The 26,557-nt window shown below is 28.4% G+C and carries 23 protein-coding genes, 1 tRNA gene and 1 other RNA gene; 7 read left to right on the top strand and 18 right to left on the bottom strand.

All coding sequences use genetic code 4. The features are described 5' to 3' along the window. Nucleotides 1-108: 108 nt before the first annotated feature. From JV122_RS00905 to JV122_RS00890, 4 genes are all read right to left on the bottom strand, one after another. Complete coding sequence (locus JV122_RS00905) at nucleotides 109-273, bottom strand: hypothetical protein (RefSeq protein WP_205842582.1); 165 nt, start codon at nucleotides 271-273, stop codon at nucleotides 109-111. 167 nt (nucleotides 274-440) lie between these two features. Further along, on the bottom strand, nucleotides 441-2,405 hold the full coding sequence (locus JV122_RS00900; protein WP_205842580.1) for a hypothetical protein: 1,965 nt from the start codon (nucleotides 2,403-2,405) through the stop codon (nucleotides 441-443). A gap of 236 nt (nucleotides 2,406-2,641) precedes the next feature. Next, nucleotides 2,642-3,874 (bottom strand): MnuA family membrane nuclease, encoded by a 1,233-nt coding sequence (locus JV122_RS00895; protein WP_205842578.1) that lies wholly within the window; start codon nucleotides 3,872-3,874, stop codon nucleotides 2,642-2,644. Nucleotides 3,875-3,991: 117 nt separating this feature from the next. Continuing rightward, nucleotides 3,992-4,999 (bottom strand): TMEM164 family acyltransferase, encoded by a 1,008-nt coding sequence (locus tag JV122_RS00890; RefSeq protein ID WP_205842576.1) that lies wholly within the window; start codon nucleotides 4,997-4,999, stop codon nucleotides 3,992-3,994. Nucleotides 5,000-5,188: 189 nt separating this feature from the next. Between JV122_RS00890 and ffs the strand changes: the two genes are divergently transcribed. Beyond that, nucleotides 5,189-5,273, top strand: an RNA gene (ffs, locus tag JV122_RS00885) — signal recognition particle sRNA small type. Nucleotides 5,274-5,338: 65 nt separating this feature from the next. On the opposite strand, the gene metK is transcribed toward ffs, so the two are convergent. Both metK and JV122_RS00875 read right to left on the bottom strand, forming a co-directional pair. Next, the gene (gene metK, locus JV122_RS00880) at nucleotides 5,339-6,484 is read right to left on the bottom strand and encodes a methionine adenosyltransferase (RefSeq protein ID WP_205842574.1); all 1,146 of its coding nucleotides are present in this window, start codon (nucleotides 6,482-6,484) and stop codon (nucleotides 5,339-5,341) included. 704 nt (nucleotides 6,485-7,188) lie between these two features. Further along, entirely contained in the window at nucleotides 7,189-7,860 is a 672-nt protein-coding gene (locus tag JV122_RS00875) for a 16S rRNA (uracil(1498)-N(3))-methyltransferase (protein ID WP_205842572.1), read from the bottom strand. A gap of 40 nt (nucleotides 7,861-7,900) precedes the next feature. Between JV122_RS00875 and JV122_RS00870 the strand changes: the two genes are divergently transcribed. Continuing rightward, nucleotides 7,901-7,976: transfer RNA gene (locus tag JV122_RS00870), tRNA-Thr, on the top strand. A 169-nt stretch (nucleotides 7,977-8,145) separates the two neighbouring features. Here JV122_RS00870 and JV122_RS00865 read toward each other — a convergent pair. The 6 genes from JV122_RS00865 to JV122_RS00840 form a co-directional block, all read right to left on the bottom strand. Next, nucleotides 8,146-8,589 (bottom strand): hypothetical protein, encoded by a 444-nt coding sequence (locus JV122_RS00865; protein WP_205842570.1) that lies wholly within the window; start codon nucleotides 8,587-8,589, stop codon nucleotides 8,146-8,148. A gap of 29 nt (nucleotides 8,590-8,618) precedes the next feature. Then, nucleotides 8,619-9,161, bottom strand: a complete 543-nt coding sequence (locus tag JV122_RS00860; RefSeq protein WP_205842568.1) for a hypothetical protein — start codon at nucleotides 9,159-9,161, stop codon at nucleotides 8,619-8,621. Nucleotides 9,162-9,328: 167 nt separating this feature from the next. Continuing rightward, a complete protein-coding gene (gene hinT, locus JV122_RS00855) occupies nucleotides 9,329-9,649 on the bottom strand; it encodes a histidine triad protein HinT (RefSeq protein ID WP_205842567.1) in 321 nt (106 codons plus the stop codon). Further along, a complete protein-coding gene (locus JV122_RS00850; RefSeq protein ID WP_205842565.1) occupies nucleotides 9,649-11,277 on the bottom strand; it encodes a HinT-interacting membrane complex lipoprotein P60 in 1,629 nt (542 codons plus the stop codon). Before JV122_RS00850 ends, hinT begins: the two co-directional genes overlap by 1 nt. A gap of 9 nt (nucleotides 11,278-11,286) precedes the next feature. Beyond that, complete coding sequence (locus tag JV122_RS00845; protein ID WP_205842563.1) at nucleotides 11,287-13,497, bottom strand: HinT-interacting membrane complex protein P80; 2,211 nt, start codon at nucleotides 13,495-13,497, stop codon at nucleotides 11,287-11,289. A 106-nt stretch (nucleotides 13,498-13,603) separates the two neighbouring features. Beyond that, entirely contained in the window at nucleotides 13,604-14,545 is a 942-nt protein-coding gene (locus tag JV122_RS00840) for a hypothetical protein (RefSeq protein WP_205842561.1), read from the bottom strand. A gap of 110 nt (nucleotides 14,546-14,655) precedes the next feature. Between JV122_RS00840 and JV122_RS00835 the strand changes: the two genes are divergently transcribed. Further along, entirely contained in the window at nucleotides 14,656-15,339 is a 684-nt protein-coding gene (locus tag JV122_RS00835) for a GntR family transcriptional regulator (RefSeq protein WP_205842559.1), read from the top strand. 43 nt (nucleotides 15,340-15,382) lie between these two features. On the opposite strand, the gene JV122_RS00830 is transcribed toward JV122_RS00835, so the two are convergent. Next, nucleotides 15,383-16,096 (bottom strand): hypothetical protein, encoded by a 714-nt coding sequence (locus tag JV122_RS00830; protein WP_205842557.1) that lies wholly within the window; start codon nucleotides 16,094-16,096, stop codon nucleotides 15,383-15,385. Between the two features lie 242 nt (nucleotides 16,097-16,338). Here JV122_RS00830 and JV122_RS00825 point away from each other — a divergent pair, with 242 nt between their 5' ends. Both JV122_RS00825 and JV122_RS00820 read left to right on the top strand, forming a co-directional pair. After that, nucleotides 16,339-19,467 (top strand): type I restriction endonuclease subunit R, encoded by a 3,129-nt coding sequence (locus tag JV122_RS00825; RefSeq protein ID WP_205842555.1) that lies wholly within the window; start codon nucleotides 16,339-16,341, stop codon nucleotides 19,465-19,467. 15 nt (nucleotides 19,468-19,482) lie between these two features. Further along, nucleotides 19,483-20,955 (top strand): type I restriction-modification system subunit M, encoded by a 1,473-nt coding sequence (locus JV122_RS00820; protein ID WP_205842553.1) that lies wholly within the window; start codon nucleotides 19,483-19,485, stop codon nucleotides 20,953-20,955. Here the strand turns inward: JV122_RS00820 and JV122_RS00815 are convergent. Next, nucleotides 20,950-21,456 (bottom strand): restriction endonuclease subunit S, encoded by a 507-nt coding sequence (locus JV122_RS00815; RefSeq protein ID WP_205842551.1) that lies wholly within the window; start codon nucleotides 21,454-21,456, stop codon nucleotides 20,950-20,952. The genes JV122_RS00820 and JV122_RS00815 overlap by 6 nt on opposite strands. A 5-nt stretch (nucleotides 21,457-21,461) precedes the next feature. Here JV122_RS00815 and JV122_RS04880 point away from each other — a divergent pair, with 5 nt between their 5' ends. Together JV122_RS04880 and JV122_RS04875 are read left to right on the top strand one after the other, a co-directional pair. Further along, nucleotides 21,462-22,493, top strand: a complete 1,032-nt coding sequence (locus JV122_RS04880) for a restriction endonuclease subunit S (RefSeq protein ID WP_205842549.1) — start codon at nucleotides 21,462-21,464, stop codon at nucleotides 22,491-22,493. Nucleotides 22,494-22,527: 34 nt separating this feature from the next. Further along, a complete protein-coding gene (locus JV122_RS04875; RefSeq protein WP_205842547.1) occupies nucleotides 22,528-23,328 on the top strand; it encodes a tyrosine-type recombinase/integrase in 801 nt (266 codons plus the stop codon). Between the two features lie 27 nt (nucleotides 23,329-23,355). Here JV122_RS04875 and JV122_RS00800 read toward each other — a convergent pair whose 3' ends face one another. The 4 genes from JV122_RS00800 to prfA all read right to left on the bottom strand — a co-directional run bounded on the left by JV122_RS00800 (nucleotide 23,356) and on the right by prfA (nucleotide 26,451). Then, entirely contained in the window at nucleotides 23,356-23,874 is a 519-nt protein-coding gene (locus JV122_RS00800) for a restriction endonuclease subunit S (protein ID WP_205842545.1), read from the bottom strand. Nucleotides 23,875-23,928: 54 nt separating this feature from the next. Continuing rightward, nucleotides 23,929-24,495, bottom strand: coding sequence for a restriction endonuclease subunit S domain-containing protein (locus JV122_RS00795; protein WP_205842543.1), 567 nt, complete (start codon nucleotides 24,493-24,495; stop codon nucleotides 23,929-23,931). Between the two features lie 161 nt (nucleotides 24,496-24,656). Further along, complete coding sequence (prmC, locus tag JV122_RS00790) at nucleotides 24,657-25,388, bottom strand: peptide chain release factor N(5)-glutamine methyltransferase (protein ID WP_205842541.1); 732 nt, start codon at nucleotides 25,386-25,388, stop codon at nucleotides 24,657-24,659. Further along, nucleotides 25,375-26,451 (bottom strand): peptide chain release factor 1, encoded by a 1,077-nt coding sequence (gene prfA / locus JV122_RS00785; protein WP_205842539.1) that lies wholly within the window; start codon nucleotides 26,449-26,451, stop codon nucleotides 25,375-25,377. The genes prmC and prfA overlap by 14 nt, the downstream gene beginning before the upstream one ends. Nucleotides 26,452-26,557: the final 106 nt, after the last annotated feature.

The raw sequence follows: 26,557 nt of genomic DNA, 5'->3' as shown, positions 1-26,557 counted from the left end.
GACCTTGAAGAAGAATTATTGTATAAAGAATTTATGGAGATATTATCTAAAGTGCTGTTATAAAAAAATATCAACTTTTGTAAAAAAGTGATATTTCTTGTTTCTTGCCTAAACTGGGAAACACAGGTATTTTGGACTTAAAGTATCATCTGATGATGCACTTTGTTGACTTGCTGTGTTTTGATTACATGAGATTGCAGTAGCAACTGTTGCAATAGGTAAAACAGCTGTTGCTGAAACTCCTAAAATAACTTTTTTAAATTTATCTTTCATAATAAAGCTCCTTAAAATGTGTCTAATTTAATTATAATACAACAAACAAGCTAAAACTGGAGATTTCTGCTATTTTTTGAATTATATCTGAAAAAATACAGTAAAAATAAGCTTTTTGCTTTTTTTAGATAAAAAAATACAAAACTTAAGTTTTGCATTTTTGAGTATTATTCTTCGTCTTCTTCGTCTCCGATACTAATATCACCGTCAACATTTTTAATTATAATGAATTTAGTTTGACCTGATACTGTATCTGTGTATAGTTTTTGTTCTGATGTATCGCTAAAATTGTAATTTGTAGAATCTATTTGTAGTGATTTAAGTTTGTATCATTTGTTTTCCATCAAGTTTGTAAATGTAGCAGTAATTAAAGTTCTAGCTTTATCACCATTTTGATCTGCATTTGTTATTTGTCCAGAAACATTAAGAATAGTATTTGTTTCAGCTCCGTTTTCACTTTCGAGAGCTACAGCAACAAGGTTTACAGTTATTTGTGAATTTTCTGGATTAAATGTTTGATTTTCTTTTGCAATTGTTTTATCTCATTCTTTTTGTAAAATGAAAGGTGATTCTAAATGAATTTTTAATACCCCTGAAAGAGCCTCTTTATTGTCGTTGAATTCAATTTTATTTACTTTAGGAGCGGATCATTCACTTATATTTTCTTTTACTTTTGTCCCTGTTGTTGAGAATTGTGGTTGAGTATCATTTTTAATTAGTGAATCTTCGTCTGATTTATCAAAAGTATAGCTTGCACTTGAAATTTCGAATGATTTTAGATAGTAAGTAGTTCCTGGTTGTAGTCCTGAAATTGAAAAGTCTGCTTTTGTTCTTGGTTTTTCACCTTCCGCTGCAGCAGAATTAGATAAAGTGGTGCTTGTTGTAATGTATTGTTTTTTCTCATTTTCATCAAGAGAAGTAACTAATGTCATTTTTAGATTTACTGTATTAGCTTGAGCAATTTCTTGAGCCTTTTTCTCTTTTGTTTTATCTCATTCTCTTCTTAAAATAAATGGAGAATCAAGAACAACATGTGCCATTACAGAATTTTCTGTCATTCCATCAAATGTTACTGTAGCTTTTGGTGCTTCTCAAGAAGAAATTTCCGGTTTAGCTTCTTCTCCTGATTTTGTTAGAGTTGTAAATGAAAGTGTTGATTTATCTGTATTTTTGATCATTGATTTTTCAGCAACTTCATTGAATAGATAAGTTTCGCCATTAATTTGTAGCGAATTAAAGTAGTATTTTGCTGTTGCTTGAAGTTTATCAATATCGAATGTTAAATGAGTTCTTGCTTTTTTGTCTTGAGCATCTGTGTTTGAAAGTTTAGCAGATACAGTGATGTATTTAGAACTGTCTGTGTTTGTCTCTGTATTAGAAAGAATTAAAAGAGCATCTACAGTGTTTTCTGTTGAGAATACTTGTTTGTTTTCTTCAAGTTCGCTGTTTCATTCGCTTTTTAGAATGAAAGGACTTTCTAAATCCACTGTAGCGGTTGCTGTATTTCAAGCTGTTGCATTAAATGAAACTGTAGCTTTAGGTGCTTTTCAAGTAGTATTAACTACAGGAGTTTCTTGTTTTGTTGTAAATGAAAGAGTTGTTTTATCTGTGTTTGAAAGTTGTGTTCCTTCTTTGTAAACAACATCATCAACTTGTAGTAAATTAAAGAAATATTTTGTATTAGCTTCTAAATTTTTAAGAGAGAAAGAAACGGTGGTTCTAGGTTTTTTATTATCTTTTTCAACTTTTAATACTTTAGCTGAAAATGTAGAGTATTTGGTGTTTTCACCTTTTTGTTCTGTGTCTCTTAAAACTAAAACTGCCTCAACTTCAGTTTCTGCATTAAATACTTGTTTATCCTTTGCAAGTTCTTTGTTTCATTCACTTTTTAAAATAAATTTATCTGAAAAATCTATAGTTGCAACTGCAGAATTGTCAGAAGCAGAGCTAAATGAAACTGTAGCTTTTGGTGCTTCAAACTCTGTTTTTGTTTGAGCAGGATTTTGTGGATTTGCTGGAAGTTCTGGTTTTGTGTTGTCTTGTTGGTTACATGATATAGCTGCAAAGTTTGCAAATGCAGCAGTCACTATCGTGCTTGTTAGATATAAAAATACTTTTTTGTTTTTTGACATAATTTCTCCTTTTTCTATATTTTAATTTTAACAAAACATCTTTTATTTCTTCATTTATTTGCAAAAAAAAAAAAAAATGAGCTTTTTTGGGCAAAAAATGAGCTTTTTGTGAATTTTAATGAAGCTTATAAAGAAACTAAAAGATTGCTGAAAACACAGAAAAATTGCTATTTTTGTGTTTACAAAAACAACTAAAATAAACAAAAATTCACCACTTTTTAAGTAGTGAATTAAGTTTATTTATAGTCAATTCAGACTAATGTATGGTCTGAAATTCCTGTTCTTATTAGTTCATGGTCACTAATTCCGTTGGTAGTTCCATAATTTTGTTTTCATAATTTATAATGCTCTTGTTTATTATAAACGCCGTCTTTGTAGGCACTTAAAATATCGAATTTAAAGTGTTGATTTTTATAGTAATTGTTAAATGTTTGTTTTTCAGTTTCTGTTATAAAATCAAGGGTATTATTTTCTCTAAAAAGCATTTTGTCATAAGTGTTTGCGTATCCGGTTGTTGCTCCTAAACTTGTTTCATAGTATTCAAAAGGATCTTTGCCTTTTGATTTAAATAAATAGTTTTTGTATGTATAACCATAAAGTAGTTTTTTAGTAATCATTTCATCAAAAAGAGATTGATTCTTTGTTTTTATGTTTGTATCTCCACCAAAAACAATTGCTGCAGGTTCTGTTGTTAGTGAGCTAAAGTAATCAAAAGCTTTTGGAATACTTCTTGCTTCAAAAACTTCTTGAGTTCCTTGTTCTTTGAATGATGAGTTTTCTTCATCGCTTCCCTTTTTTACTCCTGGACTGTCGAGATGTCCAAAAACAGTGATTATTCTTTTATCTTTCTTTATGTCTTTAAATAGAGTTGCAAATAGAGGTCTCTTGAAGTTTCTTTTTACATTGTTTTCATCATTTCCAAATTGAGTTCCTCAACTTGCACCTATTTTTGAGTTGCTAAAAGGAAGTGCTTCAAATAACTCGGATTTATAAAGGATTGCTATTTGTTCTTTTGTTTCTTTATTTACATTAGGATTAGAGTCTTCGATTGGTTGAACAACCATTTTTCATTTAGAACTTGAAGATTCATTTAGTCTTTCAACAATTCTATTTACTTTATCTCCTGATTTGTAATTAATTTCTGTAAGTCCTACAATATCTAAATCTGTTTTGAGAATTGTTTCTGTGATGGCAGTAACTTTTAGTCCTAATTTTGTTGATTTATCTCCTCCAAAATTTAAGATATTTCAGTGTCCAATACGACTTAATCCTTCTGGTTTTTTGTATTGTTCACTTGATTGAGGGGTTATTGGATTTTTGTTTGTACTTTCACCTGGATTAGTATTATCTTGTTTTGATGGATCTTTTAGGAATTTATTAACAACTTCACAGGAAATAGTGCTTGTTAGCACTGCTGCTGATGCTGTAGTTAATGTTAGTGTTTTAAATATTTTTTTGTTTATTTTCATGCTTTATATTCTCCCTCTTTTTGTGTCTTTCTATTATAAACATAAAGTCTAAAAAAGCGAAAAAAATAAAGTAATTTTTTGACTAAAAAAACACCCACACAGGTGTTTTAGGAAATTTTATTTATTTGCTAATTTTAAATATCAGTCTTTGAAAAAGTTGCTGTTTTTAATTCTTATTTTAAGATCTGAAGCATATGATTTTGTTTGAACTGATACAGGTAAAAAGTATTTGTTAAATTGAATTTCAAATAAATTAATTGCGATAAGTCCTAAATAAGAAATAGCAACCAAAACAGCAAATATTAGCGGGATAAAGAAGAGTGATTGAGGTCATCTACTTAATTTACCAAGTGAGCCAATTCCTTCTTGTCCTAAATAGAATCAGTTAGCATCTAAAGCAATTTTAACTTTTGGATTTGAACTGCTGTTTCCAATTGCATTGAAAATTCAGTTTAAGAAGAATATTACAACAGCAGCAACTGTTAAAACAAATGTTCCAATTAAAATAGATCTAAGATCAATAAATGATTTTTCTTTGTATGCAAAGTGAGCTAAAACAGGTACATATAATACAAATGAGTGAGCTAAAATAAAGTCTCAATAAAGCATATTATCATAACCTAAATTTAGTCCTGCATTTTTGTAAAGTGGTGAATCTGGTTGGATGTTGTTGTAAATTATGTCTGATTTTACATATTCTGGAATTACTCCTATATTTGCGAACACAAAGGCTGCAACAGCACCTCAAAAAGCTACAATACTGAAATATTTAACAAAGTAAGCTCTTTTAAAAATGAAGATTAAAGAAGTTGTTACTAGTAGCAATCTACAAAGGTGTAAAGGTAGCATTTCGTACTTTCAAGGATAGTCCCAAACTCCTATTAAAATAATTCTTAAAAGGTTAAATGCAAAGGCAAAAACACCTATTACAACAAAGAGATTGTCTTTAGATAACGTCTTAAATAAATACTTTTTGTTTGGATCTGAATTAAAGTATGCTTGAATTTTTGATTTAAATAGTCAACTTAAAATCAAAATAAACATTACAACACCAAAAATTCCTAAAAATAAAGGTTTTGATTCCTCAAAACTTGCTTGATTGTGTCTTCAATAAAAAAAGTTCATATATTTCCTTTCTTAAAAGTATAGAAATTATACCAAAGTATGCATCAAACAGTGCTTTTAGAAATAAAAATATTTAAAAAATGGCAAAATTTAACCTTTTTCAGTCTAAAAAAGCACGCTAAATTAAAGAACAAAATAAAAAATATACTCAATTTATTGACTTTTTGAGTATATTTTTATATAATTAATTAGCCATTAAAATAGTAACCTTGTAACCCGGTCAGGACAGAAATGGAGCAGCCGAATCGAGAAGTGCTATGTTTAGTGGTTTTTTTATTTCTTTTATATTTCGAACACAGGTTCGAAAGTTCTCATCAAAATTATCATATCATTCTTAAATTATTTAATATTTAAGAATTTTTTTATTTCATCAACTTTATTTAGTCTTTCTCAAGGAAGATCTAAATCGTTTCTTCCGAAGTGACCAAAAGTTGCTGTTTGTTGGTAGATTGGTTTTTTAAGATCTAGATCTCTGATGATACCAGCAGGTCTTAGATCAAAAATAGAGCTAATAGCTTCTAAAATGTCTTTGTCGCTGTATTTTGAGTTTGTTGCTTTGATTCCGATTGAAACAGGATCAGCAACACCGATTGCATAAGAAAGTTGAATTTCAAGCTCGTCTGCAACATTTGCAGCTACTAAGTTTTTAGCAACTCATCTAGCAGCATAAGCGGCTGAACGATCAACTTTTGTATAGTCTTTTCCACTGAAAGCTCCACCACCATGCGGTGCAGCACCTCCATAGGTATCAACTATAATTTTTCTTCCTGTTAGTCCAGCATCTCCGATTGGTCCACCAATAACAAATTTTCCTGTTGGATTAATTAAAATTCTGTAGTCATTATTCAAATTATATTTATTAGAAACATAGTTCATTATTTCTTGTTTTATAAAGTTCTTAAATTCAAGTTCATTGTAGTTTTCGTCGTGTTGAATTGACATTAGTATAGTGTCAATTTTTTTATTATTTAAATCTGTGTAGTCAATTGTAACTTGGGATTTCATATCAGCTTTAGCTCATTTGAATTTTCCAGAAGTTCTAAGTTCTTCAGCTCTTTTAACTAAAGCGTGCGATAGAGTGATTGCAAGTGGCATGTATTCTGGTGTTTCTTTAGTTGCATAACCAAACATAATTCCTTGGTCTCCTGCACCTATTTGTCCATCTTGTCTGTCGACTCCTTGATTGATATCCGGACTCTGGCTGTTAACGTTTGAAATGATTGTGAAGTCATTCTCGCTATATCCAATGTTCTTTAAGACATCTCAAGCAGTTTGAACAACATCAACATAAGCTGATGTAGTTATTTCTCCTCCAATTATTATTAAACGGTTTGAGGCCATAACCTCACAAGCAACACGTGCATTTGGATCTTGTTTTAAAATATTATCTAAAACTCCATCGCTAATTTGATCACAAATTTTATCGGGGTGACCTTTCCCAACACTTTCTGAAGTGAATAATTTTTTATATGTAAATTTTGACATTTTCTTTTCCTTTCGTGCTAAATAAAAGGACAGAGAAATTAGGGATATACATGTTAGGTTTCCCTCTCGATTTCCACCTTGTTTTTTTCTTAAACAGGTTGGCACACATCATAGTTTCTCAACTCCGTGACTCTGTATGTATTTAGCTTAATAATGATACCAAAATTTCTTAAAAAACAACAAAAAATTTGATTTAAATTTTGTCGAAAATAAAATTTTTAAAAAATTTTCTCAAAAAGTTAAAAAAGGTGGTATAATTTAATAGAAAAATTCACTTTTTGTTTGAAAATGTGAAAAAATTGTAAAGTTTTTTCATCAAAATTTTCAAGGAGTAGAACCGAAATGATAAAAGAGTAAATTTTTCAAAAAAGACTGATTCACGCACCTTTTTAAAAATCCTAGCGTGTAAATATGTAAAATATATGAATTTTGCACAGAGACAAAAAATCTAGAATTTTTTGACTTTTCTATGTGGTAGATAGAAAAAAAATGTTTCCAGAATGATCAAAATAATTTTGTGATCATTCTGTTTTTTTATCGATTTTTTGAGAAAAAATAGCTATGAAATATCAAGAATTTTTGCGATTTTTTTGGCCTGTTTTTTTGAAATTTTTGAAGGCAAAAATCATCTAAAAATTTAATATTTTTTGAGCAGTTTTAACAAAAAAAATATATAAAAATCACCAACAAAATTGTTGATGATTTTAGTTTTGTTCTACTCTTGAAAGTAAGAATAAAGGAGCTGTTTCTGCTCTTAAAATACGCTTTCCTAATGATATTGGAATATAACCTCTTGAGATTGCTAAATCAACTTCTTGATCACTAAATCCACCTTCAGGACCAATTAAGAAAATGCAGTTTTGAGGAATGCTGATTGGCACTTTTGAGTCTATTTCTTTTTCATGAGCAATATATTTATTTTTATAAAAATGATCAAAAACATTTTTATAAAATGTTGGAAAAGTAACTTCCATTGAATAGTTTCTGAATGATTGTTCAGCTGCATTTCTTGAAATTTCATTTCATCTTTGAACTTTTTTGTCAATGTCATTTCCAAGTTTTTGTTCAACTCTTTCAGTAATTAAAGGGATTAATTTAGTTGCTCCAAGCTCGGTTGCTTTTTGAATTAATCACTCAAATCTTTTTGTGTTAATGATTGCAGCAGCAACTACTACTTCTTCATTGAATTCGTGATTTTCATCGATTATATCAATTATTTTGGCAACATTTCCTTCAAGTTTACATTTGTGGAATTTACCTTCAAAAACACATATAAATTCTTTTTCTTCAACTCTTGTTACTTTGATGTGTTGAAGTACATCTTTAGAAAGGATAAAGTAATCTCCTTCTTTTTTATCAACAAAAAAACGCATCATTTTATCTTTTTATTCTCCTTTTTGTTATAATACTATTAATGCCATCATAGCTCAGTAGGTAGAGCACATCCATGGTAAGGATGGGGTCGCAGGTTCGATTCCTGTTGTTGGCACCATATCAAAATGACCTAATGCCGCTTTTAGCGGCTTTTTTAATTTTCTTTTTAATTTTATCACTATATTACAATTATTGCTTAAATAGGTGTTTTTGAAGCTTTATAGTAGCTCAAAAGCCTTCGGTTGAGGCTTTCCTAAAACAAAAGAAAAATCAGCATTTAAGCTGATTTAAACGAGTAATTTGTTTATTTTTGAAATTGTCAATGATGCTGTTATTATAGGCACTATTAAGAAGAAAACCTTAATTATAGGTATTCAACCTAAAACTAAGAATAGTATACTTAAAACTAATGTTGCTATTCATAAACCATATAATTCCATTAATAAATTTTCTTTGTGTGCTTCTAAAAATTTTACAAATGCAATTATCGAAATTACCAAGATTGCAATTGCACCAAATAGTCAAAATAGTAGATATAATACAATACCAAATGAAATTGCAAGTCCTGTAGTTACTGCTTCGTTTACAGATGTAGAATTTGATTGGAAACTAATTGCTGAAAATGTAACTAATAATCAAAAAAGAATTTCCTTTCCTACAGCAATAGCTGAAAACACTAGAAGCGTTATTGCAAGTGATTTAAGTGTTTTGAGTGATGGAAATGATCACATATATTCCTTTCTTTTTTTATTATTATAAATTAATTTTGATTAATTTCGTTGTTTTGTTGTTGTTTAATAATTTGAGTTAGTTTTTCTTTAGTTCTTGAAGCTCAACTTAAGCTTAATGTTAGTGAGATGATAGATAAAATAAATACAGCTTGACCAACTAAAATATTGAGAGCCGGAACAAATTGCAGTGCAATATTGATTCCTTCGATAATTGTGAGTGATAGTCAAAAGTCGTGTAGTTTTTTTGTTTCTTTGTTTGCATCAGCTCCAAATTGTTTAATGGTTAAATAAGTAAATAAAGTGATTAAGAAGTTGGCGATTTGAATACCAATTGCTAATATTATAATGAAAATTCCAATAATTCCTAATCTTCAAAATTGTAGTAATTCAGTTCAACTGAAATTCATTTTCTTAAAGTCTATATCTTTCTCTCCAGAAGAGTTTTGAACAAGAATAAACATTACTAAAATAACCGCTAAAAACACAATAAGTGCTATTGATCCAATTCAAAGAAAAATTTTTGCTAAAGATAACTTTTTAATTTTGTTTACTAAGTCTAATTTACTTGTCATATATTCCTCCTAATTATATTTTAATACTATTACAAGATTTTTCAAATAAATATTTCAAAAAAATACAAAAAAGTAATTCTAATAATATCAACAAAGAGGATTTAGGAGTTGTGTAAAAGTACTAAAACAGAGCAACTGAAAATAAAAAATCCCAAACGGGATTTTAGTTATTTTTCACTTGGAATTATGTGTACATGAGTGTGAAAAACAGATTGATTTGATTCTGGTTCGTTGTTGATTAAAAGAGAAAATCCCTTTACGTTGAGTTTTTTTACTTCTAAAAGAGCTAATTCTCTTGCTTTTTTAATTAAGTATTCTAGATCTTGATCTTCGATTGTAAACAGGTTTCTTGAAAAGGTTTTAGGAACTACTAAAAAGTGTCCTTTTGTTTCTGGTTGAATGTCATAGAAAGCAATAACTCTATCGTCTTCATAAAGAATATTAGAAGGAATTTCTCTGTCAATAATTTTTTGAAAAACTGTTTTCATTATTTAGTTGTTTCCTTTAGTAATTCATCTTTATATTCAATTTTATAACCAGCATCTTCAAAGAATTTTTTGATGTCTGAATAAACACTTGAAGAGTCAGCTAGATATAGAGAATAAGCAAGAATTGTTTTTTGTTCTGCTGTGTTTCAAGGAGTGTTATCTAAAGAGAAATAAAGTTTTTTCTCAATGTTCGCTCCTTCTCCTGTTGTTTGAACTTCATCAAATAAAGGAACGATTTTATTGATGTAAGTTGATGTAATTTTGTCGTAGCTCTCGTTTATTACATTTACATATTCTGGATATGTTTGTAATTCTCTACCTTCTTCAGGAATTGAAGGGGAATAAGTAGGATTTAGTTCACTTTGTCAGTTTATGTCTATTCAGTAGTATTTTGCAGAAGCGTTTTTCTTGTCTTTATCTTTGGTTAGAACCATTTTAACTAAGACTTCAGCTCTTTTTAGTTGTGTAGTTTCGTTTGGTCTTACTCTTTCGATTGTGTAAGTTACATCAGGGTTTTCTGAAGCTTTAACAACTTCTAGATCATCTTTTGTTAATTGGAATTTTGAAGAATCTTTTTTGTTAAATGAATCTTTTAGCTTGATTGAAAGTTGTTTTTTGCCTTTTCACTCAGAAGCAGCAGCTAAATCTTCTTTTGAATAAACGAGTCTGTTGATTTCGTCTACAAATCCTGTTTTAACGTCAGCTTGTCTTTTTAGTGTGTCAACATCATAGCTTAAGTCACCTTTTGAGTTGCTTCCTTGATTATAAAGAATTCCTTTGTAAGAAAGCAGTTTTTTGATTTCTGCGTTGTCTTTAATTCCTAATAGTTCAAAGTCTTTTACAACTTGAGTGTTTGCTGTATTTCTTGGATCAACAGAAACAATTGCATTAAATGTTGTTTCGTCTTTTAGTTGAAGTGCAGCATAAGTTGAAATGTCATTTTGGTTGTTTGAAGACTCAAATTTTCAAACTTGAGCTGGTTGTTTTTCTAATAAAAGAGTTTTTAAGAAAAAGTCTTTTGTTTCTGGGTTTGTTGATTGATATGCACGTCTTTGTGTGTAATTTGAGTGTTCTTGTTTTATGTAATCTTTATATCTTTTTGAGTTTTTGATGTTTTCTTGGTTTGTTAAGAAGTTTAGAGAAAGAACCATTTTGTCAACTTGAGATCTGATTCCTGTTAGAGTGTTTTTATAAAGTAGTTTAAAGGAATCTTCGCTGAAAGTTTTGTTTGGACCCATTTCTAGTTCAAATGCTTTAATTTCTGTAGAATTTAGAGCATTTTTTGCTTTTAGATCACTAACTAATTTAGTTGTAAATGAAGAGTTTTTCTTTAGTTCTGCATTTTGATAGAAATCAAAAGCTTGTTTTGCAGCAGCATAGAATTTTGAGTCTGCTTTGTCAATTTCTTTGTCTAATCCTGCTGTAGCTTCTTTGTATCAGTTGTCTACAAGGATAGTTTGGATTAGTTTTTGTTCAATGAAGTTTTTAGATTCAGCGGAGTTTAGATCTGTATCTTCTTTTGTTCTGTCTGCAGAATTAACAGTTGTTGTACAAGAAGCAAATATTGCAACGGGAGAAATAACAGCAGCTGAGCTAAAAGCAAGTTTAATTAAATTTTTATTTTTCATGTTTTCTCCTTATTTGTTTGTGATTCCAAAGTGTGTTTTTAGTGCTTCATAAACTGCTTCTTGGTCACTTTGTGTTTCTTTTCCTTTAATTTGTCACTGAATTTTTTGAGCATCAAAGTTAAAGTCTGCATTTGTATTATTTTTCTTAATAGTATCGGTAGTTGTTTGAATTTTTGAATTTAAATCAAGAATTTGATTAATGTAGAATGAAGAAATATTGTTTGAAACTAATGTTTTTAGCTCTTGAATGTATTTATCTTTTTCTTCTTGTGATTTGTTTGCTTTTTGTTCTTCAAGTAGTTTGTTAGTGAAGTCATTGTTTTCAAATAGACCATTTAGAACGAAGTTATCGTTTGAAAGTTCTTTAAATAAATCATTTACTCTGATTGTTGAGTTGATTTGTTGGTCGTATTGGTTGTTTGCATTTAGTTGTAGTTGTTTTTTGATTATGTCGTTTAGAGAGTCTGCTGAGTCAATTTTTTGTGAAACAATAATTTGCATTCCTTTTGATGAAAAGACAATGTTAGCATCATCTCTTAGTTTGTATACAGAGTAAATTCTGTATGAATTTGTATCTTGAGCGTTTGTGTTTTTCTCTCCAAAGACTTCTTTGAATACCCCACCTGCTTTTTTAAGATCTCCATCACTCATTTTGTCAATGAATTCAGTAATTTTTCTGTTTAGTTCGTTAATTTCTGTTAGAGGTTTGTTTGCAAGTGTTGAAGCTTCTGGTAAAAGATTTGCATTTTCATCTACAAATAAAACTTCTTTTAGTTTATTAAATAGTGTTTGTGAAAGGATGTTAGTTGCTTCATGTTTTGTGAATAGGTTATCGATAAATGAAAGACCATATTCTGTAGATTCGCTAAATAATTGGTTTAGGTTTCTGATTGGTTGTTGTCCCAAATATCTTGAGTTTGATTTGTTTGTTGATGAGTTAATGAAGTTTAGAAGTTGCTTGTCCATGTCATTTTGTGCTTTATCATCAGAAAAAGCACCTTTGAAGTTTTCAAGTACTGAAAGAGTTGTTTTTACTTCTTTTGTTGTAGGTTGTGGGTTTGTTTGATCTGCTTGGTTGATTTCTGTAATTGAGTATTTTAAAATTTCTTTTAGAACGTCTTTTGAAATAGTTCAAGCTGTTTGTGAGTTGTCTGTTGCTGGTTTGATGTTTAGTGTGATTTGTGAAACGTTAAAGAATTTGAAACGATCTTTTAGTTGAGCATTGTCTGCAAAGTAGAATTTGTTTACTACATTGTTTGCATTCATGTATTCTTTGACAAAAGACTTAGTTAAAAATGCAGAAACTTTTGCTTCAAGCTTGCTTTTCTCTTTTTCTTCTGGAGTTTTTTGTGCATCGTCTTTTTTGTCGATGTTTGGAATTGAAGCGTTTGCTTTTAAGTCGCCTTTATCAGCATCATCTTCTAAAACGATAATCCCTTTGAATAGTCTGTCTCCCTTTTTGAATACAACATTTCCGTTTTTGTCTTTAACATCTTCGCTTAACACACGGTTTTTAACATCTTTGTAAAGGAATTCTGTAGAAAATTCAGGACTAAATCTTGCAAGTGATTTTTGCTCAATTTCTTTTGAAACTAAATAATCAACAGCTGATTCTATAGTTGTTGCACCACCAAATTGTGCATCGTTTGTTAGATATTTGTTAAATTCACTTTCTCAGTTATCATAACCATAACTTCTTTGGTAACGTCTTCTTTCATCTTTTAAGAATTTTTCTTTTTCAGCTTTAATGTCATCATAAGATTTTAGTTTTGTATAGAATCTACTATTGTCACTTGTTGTTCCTTCAACTTTTGATTTGTCTCAAGCTTTCTTAAATAATTGTTCAGCATCATATTCTTGTTCGTAAAGATATTTAGTTAAAGTTTTTTTAGCTTCATTAAATTGTTCTTGTGAAAGAACTTGTTCTGTTTTAACTCCGTTTAAGATGTCTTCAACACTTAAATCGATTCCTTTATTTGGTGTTGAAATTGTAACAACTGTTTGTTTTGGATCTCTTGTTGAAACTGTTGTTGTTTGGTTGGTTGAAATTCCTAAAGGCAATCCAATCGCAAGTCCTAAAAGAGAAGCAAAAACTACACCACCAACTGTTCATTTGATGATTTTAGCTCTTTTTTGTTGCTCTGGAGTTCTTTCTTTTTTAGGTTTTGAGGATTTAGAATTCATTCTAGCAATTTTTTTAGATAATTTTTCTTTTTTCATAACTACCTTTCGTATAATTAATAATATTTAAATTTTACCAAAAAAAGCAAAATCCCTTATTTTTAGTTTGAAAATCGACTAAAAATAAGGGATTTATTGTACTTTTTTAAAAATCAGATTTAGAAAATAGATTTTCAATGTTCTTAAAATAGTTTAAAAACTGTTTAATTTTAAAGCCAAATAGAACAAAACCAGAGCTTGAAAATTTAGTTTGATAAATGATTTTAAAGTGTTTTCATTGCTTTGAAATCTCTTTTTTGTTTTTCAAAAATTCCTTTTTATTCTTTGAAAAAGCATAATTAAACACACAGACAAATTCCTCCTGAACACTTTGTAGTAAGTTGTTTTCAAAGTATTCTATATCATTGTCATCCTGAAATTTATTTTTCTTAAATGTACCTACTTTTCTAAATAAAAGAATTGCAAGACCAATAATAAAAATTAATAATAAAACTAAAGCAAAGATTCACTCAAAACCTGAATTAAGACTTAAACAGAATCAATAAAAAGCAAAAAAGATTCCGAAATAAAACAGAGATTTAGCAACTGATTTTGCTATATAAATCAAAATTTCTAAAACAGTTGGTTGAAGCATACTTTTTTGCTTTTTGATTTCTTTGTGTAAAAGCTTTTGAAGGAATTTATAAAAAGCAAAATAAGCAATTATTACAATAAAAATTACTAAGTTAACAAAGGAAGTAATAAAGATAAAAAAGAGAAAAGAAAGGATTTGTTTGTTGATTTGATTATTTTCGATTTTGGGAAAGTTGTTTGCAAAAAACTCAAAGATATTAAGTGATTGAATAAAAGAAAAATTGAGAACAAAAAGAATAAAACCAAGGATTCCTGAAATAACAGAAGAGATTCCAAATAAAAGAGAATTCTTGTTTAAAAAGAAGTTTTTGAGAAAAACAATTGAAAGTTTGTTGTTTTGATAAAAACTTATGAAATCATGGTTGATTTCAAAATCTTTTTTAATTTCTTTCTTTTTAATTATTATTGTTGCAATAATGTGAAAAATACCATAAATAAATCAAACTAAAAACATAGTATTAATATTATATAAAAAACAAATTTTTAGTGTTAATAAAAGCTTGTTTAATTCTTTTTATATCAAAATTGAAAAAAATTGCATTTTTATAATATAATTAAATTACTATGAATAAACAAGACAAAGCCATAACAAAGAAAAAAGAAGTAGTGCGTTATCTTTTATCACTTATTACAACAGGAAAAATTCAACCAAACGAAGTGATGCCTTCAGAACACTTCTTAATGAATAAATTTGATTACTCAAGAATTACAATGATCAACGCTTTTTCAGAATTAGAATCTGTAGGAGCAATTTATACAAGAAACAAAATCGGTAGATATGCTGCTGAACACTTTTATGGGTTCACAAAATCATACTCATCATTAATTAATTACAAATACTCAACAACACAAGCTCAAAGAAGAATTTTAGAATCAACAGATCCAGCATGATTCGAAGAAAACACAGTAGTATTTTTAGTGGGATACAAAACTTACAAAAAAACTTACTTCAATGACAAAAATGAAGAAATTATGTTTGCAGATCACTATGTATCTAAAAAATATGAACTTCCAGAAAACATGGACAAACACTTCTCAATTTACGAACACTTAATTCACAATGAAGAAAATTCTGTTTTAACACTTACATACAAAGTTGTGTATGAAACAGTTAACAAATGAGGTTATGAAAAACTTGCTGTAGTTTATGTTTGAGGATATGACGAATCAGGTATTTCAGTTGCTTCAAGATACGTTGTACACCCAGATTACTTTGTGTTCCAACACGGAGAAGTAAATATTTTATAAAACAAAAATCGACATCTGTCGATTTTTTTATGCAAAAAGCAACTTATAAAAAGGAAAAGAAATCTAATAAAATAGCAAGTCAATCACTTGAACTTAATTTACAACTTTTTGATTCATTAGTTCAATTTATAAAAATGTAAATAAGTGCTTCAAATAAAGGAATATCGCTATTTTTAGAAGAATTGATCATTATTTCTGTTTTCTTCTTTTTGAGTTTTGAATAAAGACTAAATACACCATTAAATGAGTAAAAGAGTTTGTAATTTTCATCTTTTTTGAATCTTTTTAGACAGTATAAATTTAGTAATTGCTCTTTTATTTTCTGTGTTTGGTCTTTGTTGTTTGCAAATATTTCTATTTTTCAATAATTATTTTTGTATTTATCTTTAATCTGTTTTAAAAAGTTATCAACAGTGAATTCTGGTTGCTTTTTAAAGAAGACTAAAAAGAGATAAAATACATTAATAATTAAATAACTGACATTAAATAAGACTAAATATATAGCTCAAAAAGATATAATATTATTTAATTTAAAAAGAAAATAACTAATTATAACATCGATGATTCCTATCAGTATTGAAGCTATCATCAAGATTTTCATAAAGATATTTGTTTTTTGTTTATAGACAAGTGCGTAGTAAAAATTAGGTAATAGCTTTTTAAAAGATTTTAGTTTATAAAGCGTATAAACTGAAGTTACTAAATTAGCAGACATAAAGCAGTTTAACAAAATGAAAAAGATTATCAACAATACCATTTTATCTCCTTTTAATTTAATCAATTTTATTATATATCAATAGAAAACTAAAAATAAAACAATTTCTTGAAATTAATAAGTGATTAAAATTATCAATTTCAGAAATTTAAGAAGTGGATGTTTGATTTTAAATTGTAAGTTCAAAATTGCTGATCCATATTATATACAGGGATTTTAAAGGAAAATAGTGGTATAATTTAAAAATATAAATAGTTTTTTGAATAAAGAAAAATGAGGTTTTTATGAAGATATTGGAAAATGATTTAGAAGCAGCAATTGTAAAACTTTTAGAACTTAAAGGTTATAAAGAAATTAATAAATCTAATAGCAAATGACTACAAGAAAGAGAAATCAATAATGACTTAAGACAAGTTATTAACAAAGAGTTGTTATTAGATAGCTTAAAAAGAATAAACAATAAAAATACTATTTATGGAGATGAAGTTTACAAAGATGTTATCAAAAAAATAGAAATCTTTGAAAATGGGACACTCTTTCAAAAAAACCACGATTTTCACAAATACTTAATAAACGGAATGTCAATTGATTCCAAAAAATACAGAACTAACCCTTATATTAATCTGATCGATTTTGAAAACATAGAAAATAATGTTTTTGAAGTTGTGAGACAACTCGAGATTCAATACCTTGGTTCAAAAAGAATTCCTGATGCAATAATTTATGTAAACGGACTTCCTTTGGTTGTTTTTGAATTTAAGTCTTTTGATGAAAATAATAAAGATGCTACTTTAGATAAAGCATTTGAGCAACTAGGACAAAATAAAGAAGATTCAGGATACAGATATGATATTGAGTCTCTTTTTATCTACAACGCCTTTTTAGTTGTGTCAGATTTAGTTAGTGCTAAAGTTGGAACAATAACTTCTGACTTTAACAGATTTTCAGAGTGAAAAAGTGTCAATGGTGAAAGAGGTTATGACTCTAATTTTCCTGATAAAATCAACGTTTTAATTGATGGTTTATTTGAAAAGAAAAGATTTTTAGATGTTTTAAAAAACAATCTTTTCTTTATTGAAAAAGATAATAAATACATAAAAATAATTAGTCAATATCACCAGTATTTTGGAGTTAAAAAGGCTTATGATGCAATTCTAAAAGCTCGTAAACCACAAGGAGATGGAAGAGCAGGAATCATCTGACACACACAAGGAAGTGGTAAATCCTTTTCTATGCTAATGCTTGCAAAACAACTATTGACTTCCAGAGAATTTAGTGTTCCTATTATTGTTGTTTTAACAGACAGAATTGATCTTGATGATCAACTTTATTCAACTTTTTCAAGTGCTAAAAAATACTTAAGACTTGAAGAAATTAAAAAAGCATCTTCAAGAAATCAATTGGTTAAAATTATTAATAGTGCAAAGCAAGGTGCTGTAATTTTTACAACTATTGGTAAATTTGATAAAAATAACTTACCAGAAAACACAAGCAACAATATTATTGTAATGACTGATGAAGCACACAGAAGTCACTATGGAATTGATGAAGTTATTAAATACAAAAAAGATGAAGTTACAAATGAGCTTAAAGCAACTTTTAATTACGGAATCGAAAAATACATTAGAGATGCACTACCTAACGCAACCTTTATTGGTTTTACAGGAACTCCTGTATCAACCGCACAAAAACAAACAACCAAAATTTTTGGAGAAATCATTGATACATACGATATAACTCAATCAATAATTGATGGTTCAACAGTTAAGTTGTATTATGAATCTAGAAAAGCAAAAGCAATTGTAAATCCTCAAAAACTTGAAGAAATTAATATGCTTTATAATTCTTGAGAAGCCAATAGTGATATAAGCAGTTTATCGATTGAAAAATCAAAACAAGAAATGTCAAAACTGAAAGTTATACTCGAAGATATTGATATTATAGAGATGTTTGCAAAAGACATAATTGCTCATTTTTCACAATTACACATTGTTAATGATAAGTTTATAAATGGCAAAGCAATGGTTGTGTGTCAAACTCGAAAAGCCGCATATTTACTGTATAAAAAGATTTGTGAATTAGATTCTAGGTTTGAAACTGCAACAATTTTAGTTGCTACAGAAACAAACAAAGACTCTAAAGAAGAAAGAGATCTTTTTGGTAATTCTAGATACAGACAAGAGCTGGCGACTGAATTTAAGAAAAAAGACTCAAAATACAGAATTGCTATAGTTTGTGACATGTGATTAACAGGTTTTGATGCTCCAGATCTTGAAGTAATTTACTTTATCAAAAGATTAAGATCTCACAATTTAATGCAAGCAATTGCTCGTGTAAATAGAGTTTATAAAGGGAAAAATGCAGGTTTAGTTGTTGATTATATAGGAATTGACAAAGACCTAAAAGACGCTCTAAATCGTTATACAGAACGTGATAAACAGGAAACTTTCCAAGACGTTAAAAAAGAAATATTAAAACTTTTAGTTGAAAAACTAAATGAACTAAATACAATTTTCAAAGGAGTTGATGCAAGCGGATTTTATGATCATGATCCACTAAAGAGAATAAACGCAATTAAACAAGGAGTTGCTTTTGTTCAAAGAGAAGATTCTGTTGAAAAGGAATTTATTGAAAACCACTCATTACAGCTTAAACAATCTTTTCAAGTTTGTTCTGGAGTTATTTCTGAACAACAAAAAGATCAAATAGAATATTATTTAGCAATTAGAAGTTTCATTTTAAGACTCAAAGCAAATAATTCTTATTTTTCAACTTCTGAAATGAACAAAAAAGTAGAACTTCTTTTAGAGGATTCTATAAAAGGTGATGAAGTTGAAATTCTAACTGAAAATAAAGAAACAAACACAAACTTGGTTGAGTTATTAAATCCTGAAAAAATCAAAGAATTAAGAGAATCTAATCCTCCTTCAATTTTTATTGAAATTATCAAAAAGATGCTTCAAACAGCAATTAGAGAAGCAAGAAAAGACAACATATTTCAATCTGAACAATACTCCGAAAGACTCTTAAGAATTTTAGACGATTATAACGGTAGAACAGCTACTTTTGAAGCAGAACCAGTAATTGAAACTCTTATTGATTTTGCTCAAGAAATGGTAAATTCTCAAACAGGTTTTTCAGTACAAATAACAGGAAGAGAAAAGGCTTTCTATGATGCCCTGATTCACAATAAACACCTGAATTTTGAAGATGCAACTCTAAAAGTTATAGCCCATGAGTTAGTGCCTATAATTTCTGAAATTTCTTCAATGGTTGATTGAGCTAAAAAGGAAAACTTAATCAGCAAAATGCGTACAAAAATTAAAGAGTGTTTACAGAAATATAACTATCCACCAGAGTATCGTGAAGAAGCTACAAATCAAATTGTAGAACAAGCAAAATACAGTGAATAAAGAAAGGAAAATGCAATGATAGATGAAAAAATCTTATGAAGTGCCGCAGAAAAACTAAGAGATAAATGTGACCCTGCAGATTACAAAAACATAGTTTTAGGTCTAGTTTTTCTAAAGTATGTAAATGATAAATACAACAAAAAATACAATGAATTAAAAGCAGAAAATCAAGGAAACGAAAAAGACCCAGATTTTTATAAAGCTGATAATGTGTTTTTAGTTCCAAAGGAGGCTTCTTGAAGCTATATTTCTAGTTTTTCTAAACAAGAAATCATTGGTCAAAAAATAGATGAAGCTTTTATTCAACTAGAAAAAGAGAACCCAAAACAGCTTGCTGGAATATTACCTAAAACTTATTCAAAAAGTGATTTAGATAAAATTACTTTAGGATGATTAGTTGATTTCTTTAGCGACAATTTAAATATGGAAGAATCTGATGGCGATTTCTTTGGGCAAGTTTATGAATTTTATATTGGAGCTTTTGCGAGACACATTCCAACAAAGGGAGGAGAGTTCTTTACTCCTAAAAGTCTTGTTGAGTTAATGGTTGAATTACTTGAGCCTTATGAAGGTAGAGTGTATGATCCTTGTTGTGGTTCTGGAGGAATGTTTGTACAGTGTACAAAATTTGTCAAAGAACATCAAGGTGATGTAAACAACATTTCTATTTATGGTCAAGAAATTAATCCAGGTACTTGAAAAATGGCGAAAATGAACTTAGCAATAAGAGGGCTAAATGGTAATTTAGGAGACAGAGCATCTGATACAATCAATGATGATCTACACAAAGACCTAAAAGCAGATTTCATCATTGCTAACCCTCCTTATAACCTCAAGGAGTTTTGACAACCATCACTCGAAAACGATTCTCGTTGAGTGTTTGGAATGCCAGATCAAAAAAACGGAAACTATGCTTGACTATCATTGATGTATTCAAAATTAACAGAAAATGGTAAAGCTGCTATTTTGATGCCTAATGGAGCGACAACAAGTAACACAAAAGATGATATAAAAATCAGACAGAAAATGATTGAAAACAACTCTGTGGAAGCTATTATTGCTCTACCAAACAAACTGTTTGCCAATGTTTCAATTTCTGTTCAATGTTGAATTTTAAACAAAAATAAAACAAATGACAAAGTCCTCTTTATAAATGCCGATGAAATGGGAACTCTTATTTCAAGAAAAATAAGAGTAATTGAACTTCATGAAATAGAAAAAATTGCTCAAGCTTATAAAGATTACAAAAACAACACCTTAACAGATGTTCCGGGATTTGTTAAATCTGCTTCAATCGAAGAAATTAAAGAAAATGACTATTCACTAAACCCCGGAAGATATGTAGGAACAGATCAAAGCAATAAATTAAGTCCAGAAGAAATAAAAGTGGAGTTAAAAGCCACATCTGAAGAATTATTAAAACTAATGGAGGAGACAAAAGAATTAGAAGAAAAAGTTAAAAATATTTTAAAATCAGAATTACTATAAATTAAATCAAAACATAGTGTTAACTATGTGTTGCTGAGTTTGGAGATCGGGAACGTTAATTAAAACGTTTTTAATATCATTAAGGAATAAACAAGGTTGAACAGCACCTTTTATTCTTGATATTAATTCATTTTTTCCTGAATTTGAGCTTAAGTAGTAGACTAAAAAATAAGGATTTAAGAGATTTTTCTTTGTTTTTAATATTGCTACACTTCTTTGGAAGTCAAAATTGGGCTCTCTGTGTTTTATAATAGAAACCTCACCAATTGTACCTACAGTTGTTAATACAACATCTTCAAAAGAAAGTTTAGTTCTTTTTTTCAATTTATTTAAAGTTGATAGATCTATTTGTCTATCGGAAGAAGAAATAAAAATTTTTCCATCCTTAATGTTTTTACAACTTAAAAGGAAAATATTGGTGTTAGAACTACTGTTTTGAACGCTAGAGTGAGTTCCATCTGTAATTGATTCTAAAAATGTTATTAATTTTTCTTTTACCATATTTTATGAAATTAAAAGAGATTATAAAAATATATTACGGTAAAAATCAAAAAGATGTTGAAGATGAAAAAGGGGATATACCAATATATGGATCTAGCGGCAGAATAGGTTATTCCACTGATTTTTTATATGATGGAGAAAGTGTTCTTATAGCTAGAAAAGGAACGTTGAATAAACCGCTTTATGTTAATAATAAATTTTGAACGATAGATACTATGTTTTATACTAAAGTTATTTCTGATAAGGTTATAACAAAATTTTTGTTCTATGCAATTCAAAATATAAATCTAAACGGTTTTTCTCAAGGAACAGCCGTTCCATCCTTGACTACATCTATTCTCTATAATATTGAAATATCAGTCCCGGATCTCCAAACTCAACAACACATAGTTAACACTATAAGTAGTGTTGATGATTTGATAGAGAAATATGAGAGAATCATAGGGAAAATCAAGGACTTTAGAAGTTTAAATTTTAAGAACAAAAACTATATTGCAACTAATGTTTTAAATTTTGTTGATCTTGTTTCTTTTGAAAACGGTTGGCAACCACCGAAGAATTTTCATATTTATGAGGAAAAAGAAAATTATGTAAGATTTATACAAAATAGAGATTACAGCAACGATAATCACTTAACATTTATTCCTGTTTCAAAGAAAAATCACATCTGTAATAAAGATGATATCATGATTGATAAATATGGTGAAGCTGGAAAAGTTCGATATGGTTTATATGGGGCTTATAATGTTGCTTTATTGAAAATTATTCCACTTTCAAACGATTTCAAAGAATATTTAAGGGATTTTTTAAGCCAGTCAGAAATTCAAGAACATCTTTATCAATCATCGCAAGCTTCAACAAGACCATCTTTAAATGAAGGTATATTTTCATCCTTGAAAATTGCAACTCTTTCTAATGATGAAATGAAAGAATATCAAAAATCAATAGAATACTTTTTAAAATTAGAATTAAGTTTAAAAGATAAAAAAGAAAATTTACAAAAGATAAAAAATCAGTTGTTAAATAAATATTTTTAGTATGTGATATACCTTTTTTGGAGGTATATTTTTTATGAAAGATTTTAAAAAATATTTATTAAATCAAAATTTATCTATCAACACCATTAGTTCTTATTTAAAGTCTGTTGACTTCTATTGCTCCCATTTTGAGGAAATTAACAAACAGAATTTACTAAGCTTTAAATCAATTTTAGTTGATGAATATAAAGGAAAAACAGTTAATTTAAGAATTCAAGGCATCAATAAATATCTTGAATTTTTGAATAAAGAAAAACTAAAATTAAAGTATATCAAAATTCAAAATAAGCAATTTTTAGAAAATGTAATCAGCGATGCTGATTATGAATTTTTAAAAAATAAGCTCTGAAAAAACAAAGAGTATGATTGATACTTTGTTGTTAGGTTTTTAGGAGCAACAGGAGCCAGAATCTCTGAATTAGTGCAATTCAAATTTGAACACATCAAAAGAGGTTACATAGATATCTACACAAAATCAGGAAAGATCAGAAGAATCTTTATTCCCAAAAAACTCAAGACTAAAGCTCTTGAGTATTATGAGAATATAGGAAGAACAGATGGTTATATTTTCTTAAATAAATGAAAAGAGAGAATAAGTGCAAGAGGAATTGCACATCAACTCAAAATCTTTGCAAAAAGATACAAAATGAATCTAAAAGTAGTGTATCCACACTCTTTTAGACACAGATTTGCAAAGAATTTCCTTGAAAAAAGAAAAGATATTGCTCTATTAGCTGATTTATTAGGACATGAATCAATAGAAACAACTAGAATTTATTTAAGAAAAACAAGTGAAGAACAACAAGAAATTGTTGATCAAATAGTGGATTGATAGAAAAATACCTCCTTTTTTGGAGGTATTTTAAAAGTATTTGCTGAGCAAAATTTCTTTAATTTGTTTTAGTAATTTAATCGTTTTTTGATATTTGCTCATCAATTCTAAAAAAGTATTTAACCTGTTGTTTTCAATAAAAAGAAGTTTTTCGTTTTTTATATTTTCGATAGTTAATTGAGGCTGTGCTGCTCCTGTTGCTAAGTCCACAAATCCTTTTTGTTTCTTTAACGAAAAGAAAATATTCCCATAATTTTCACTGTCCTCAATGTAAAATGATGTATTAAGAACAAAACATTCATCGCTATTGAAAAATATATTTCCTAAAGTTCCTCTGCAACCGAAAATAACAGCCTTTTTAGTGTTTCATTCATCAATGTACTCAATAATTCCATTTGAACCAAATAAAGGGAATTTTCCTTTATTTCGGTTATTTTGTGTTATTGACTTTCCATATGAAATACTTGTTTGTCCAACTGGAATTTCTTTAGTTTTTAACAACAATTGTTTTTGATAGTAAAGACTTCCGTTTTTATCTAGAAGAGACAACTTTTTCTCATATTTCTCTATCAAATCATCAACACTACTTATAGTGTTAACTATTTAGAAATATTTAGATAAAAGTGTTGATTTGATTTTTTGCAAAGTAGATATATTTTTTTGATAATTAATTTTTAATTTATACAATAACTTTAAATTATTATTGAAAGTATTAGAGTTTTCATTTGTTTCAATATTAACATTTTCAATCATGCTTTTTGTTATGAATTTAATAACAGAACCTTGAGAACCGTTTTTAAATTCATCAACTCTCTTTTCAAATTCTTTGAGAAAAAGAAAGAAAAAGGAATTTGTCTTAATTACATAAGTTCTTTGATATGCATCAAATTTTCCATCATAGTACTTAACTGAAATTTCGCCATTTCCTGCTAAGATTATTGAATCTCCATCAAAGGAATAATTATCAATTTTCAACACATCTTTTCCACAGGTATAGAATGGATATTCCCCTTTATCTGTTGCCTGATTTGCATTTAATTTTCCTGTTTGAATTGACAGCGCATCTTTTCCTAAAACTAAATTATCCTTTATTTCATTTTCATATTTATTGTAAATAAAATCACTGAAATTGGCTATTTCACCTATGATTCTCTCATATTTTTCTATCAAATCATCAACACTACTTATAGTGTTAACTATAGAACGAAATTAGAGTAATTTTCTCAATAAATGACACAGCAACAAATCTAAAGAAAAACAGAAAACTCAACAAATGCATTGTTAAATTTTCTGTTTAATTTAAATTAGATAAGGGATATTTATTCCCTCTGTTAATTATTGAATCTAATTATCGCTATTCTTTCTTTTTGATTGATATCATTTTTGATTTCAATGGAAAGATTTTTATTGTCTTTTAAACTATTAAAAAAATCTAAGTTTCAATGTGAGATTTCAAAGATTAAAGCACCATTTTTATTTAGATATTCACATGCTTGCTCAACTATTTTTTGATAAAAATAATTTCCATTATTTTTAGCAAAAAGTGCATGATGAGGTTCATGATTTAAAACAGAAGAATCAAGAGTTATATTTTCAGGAATATAAGGTGGATTAGAAATTATTAAATCAAATTTTTGTTTAGGAATTTGAGTAAACAAATCACTTTTAAAAACTTGATAATTTTCTATTTTGTTTTGTAGTGCATTTTCTTTTGTTTGCTCTATTGCTTGATCATCAATATCACCAAAAACCACACTACAACCTGTATTTTTGGAAATTACTATTCCTATAAAACCGCTTCCACAACAAAGATCTAATACTTTAGATTCTTTGTTTATATATTTATAAGCTTCTAAAATAACTTCCTCTGTTTCATATCTAGGAATCAATACTTTGTGATTAACGTTAATCTTTACGTTTTGCATTTCTACAAAGGAAATTATCTTTTGAATGGGTGTATCGGTCTTTAAAAGTTCTTCTTCTTGTTTAGAAATTTCTAAAGGTAAAGAATAACGAACTTTTTCATGCAAAAGTTCGTTCTTTCTTTTATTATAGTCCTGCATTTTGGATTTTTTCTGCTTGTTCTTCAGCTAAAAGAGCTTCAATGATTGGGTTAAGTTGCCCAGAAATAACTGTTTTTAAAGAAGTAGAGAAACCAATTCTGTGATCTGTGATTCTGTCTTGAGGATAGTTGTAAGTTCTGATTTTTTCACTTCTTGCTCCAGAACCAGCAAGCTTTCTAAATGCTCCTTCAACTTCTTGCTTTCTTTGAATTTCAGCATCATAAAGTCTTGATTTAAGAATTTTCATTGCTAATTCTTTGTTGGCAATTTGACTTCTTCCATCTTGTGAACTTGCGATAATTCCTGTAGGAATGTGTGTAATTCTAACAGCGGAGTCTGTTGTGTTAACTGATTGACCTCCAGCTCCAGAAGATCTAAAAGTATCAATTCTTAAATCCGCTGGATTGATTTCGATTTCTACATCTTCATCAGCTTCAGGCATAACAGTTACTGTAACAGTTGATGTATGAACTCTTCCTTGTGTTTCTGTTTCAGGAATTCTTTGAACCCTGTGAACTCCAGATTCAAATTTAAGTTTTGAGTAGGCTTTTTCACCGCTTACAGAGAAAACGATTTGACTAAATCCTCCAGCTGTAGCAAAAGTTGAATCAAGGATTTTGATGTTCATATCATTTGCATCAGCTCATTTAGAATAGATTTTGAAAAGGTCTCCAGCAAAAATGTTAGCTTCATCTCCACCAGCCGCCCCTCTGATTTCCATAATAACGTTTCTGTCATCGTTTTCATCTTTAGGAAGCAAAAGAATAATTAATTCTTTTTCTAAGATTGGCATTTGCTCTTCGGAGTTTGCAATTTCCATTTTTGCCATTGCAACAAGTTCTTCATCTTTTTCAGCCAAAAGAAGCTTTGCATCTTTTAAGCTTGTTTCGTATTGTTGATACTTTTCAAAAGTTTCAACAATATCTCTAATTGAAGAGATTTCTCTGTTTATTTGAGTATATTTTTTAATATCCTCCATTACTTTTGGGTCCATTAATTTATCATTAAGTTCTTTATACTTTTCTTTAATTGCAGAAAGTGATTTGTACATTGAATTTTCCATATTATTTAATTATATATTATTGCAAAAATAATACTAAAAGATTTTTTAAGTTTGTTTACTAAACAAACAAAAAATATGCGATTTTTCTTTTGATTAAAGAAATTTT

Source organism: Mycoplasma procyoni (assembly GCF_017052595.1).
GTDB lineage: Bacteria > Bacillota_I > Bacilli_A > Mycoplasmatales > Metamycoplasmataceae > Mesomycoplasma_A > Mesomycoplasma_A procyoni.
This window is presented reverse-complemented; position numbering and strand designations above follow the sequence as displayed.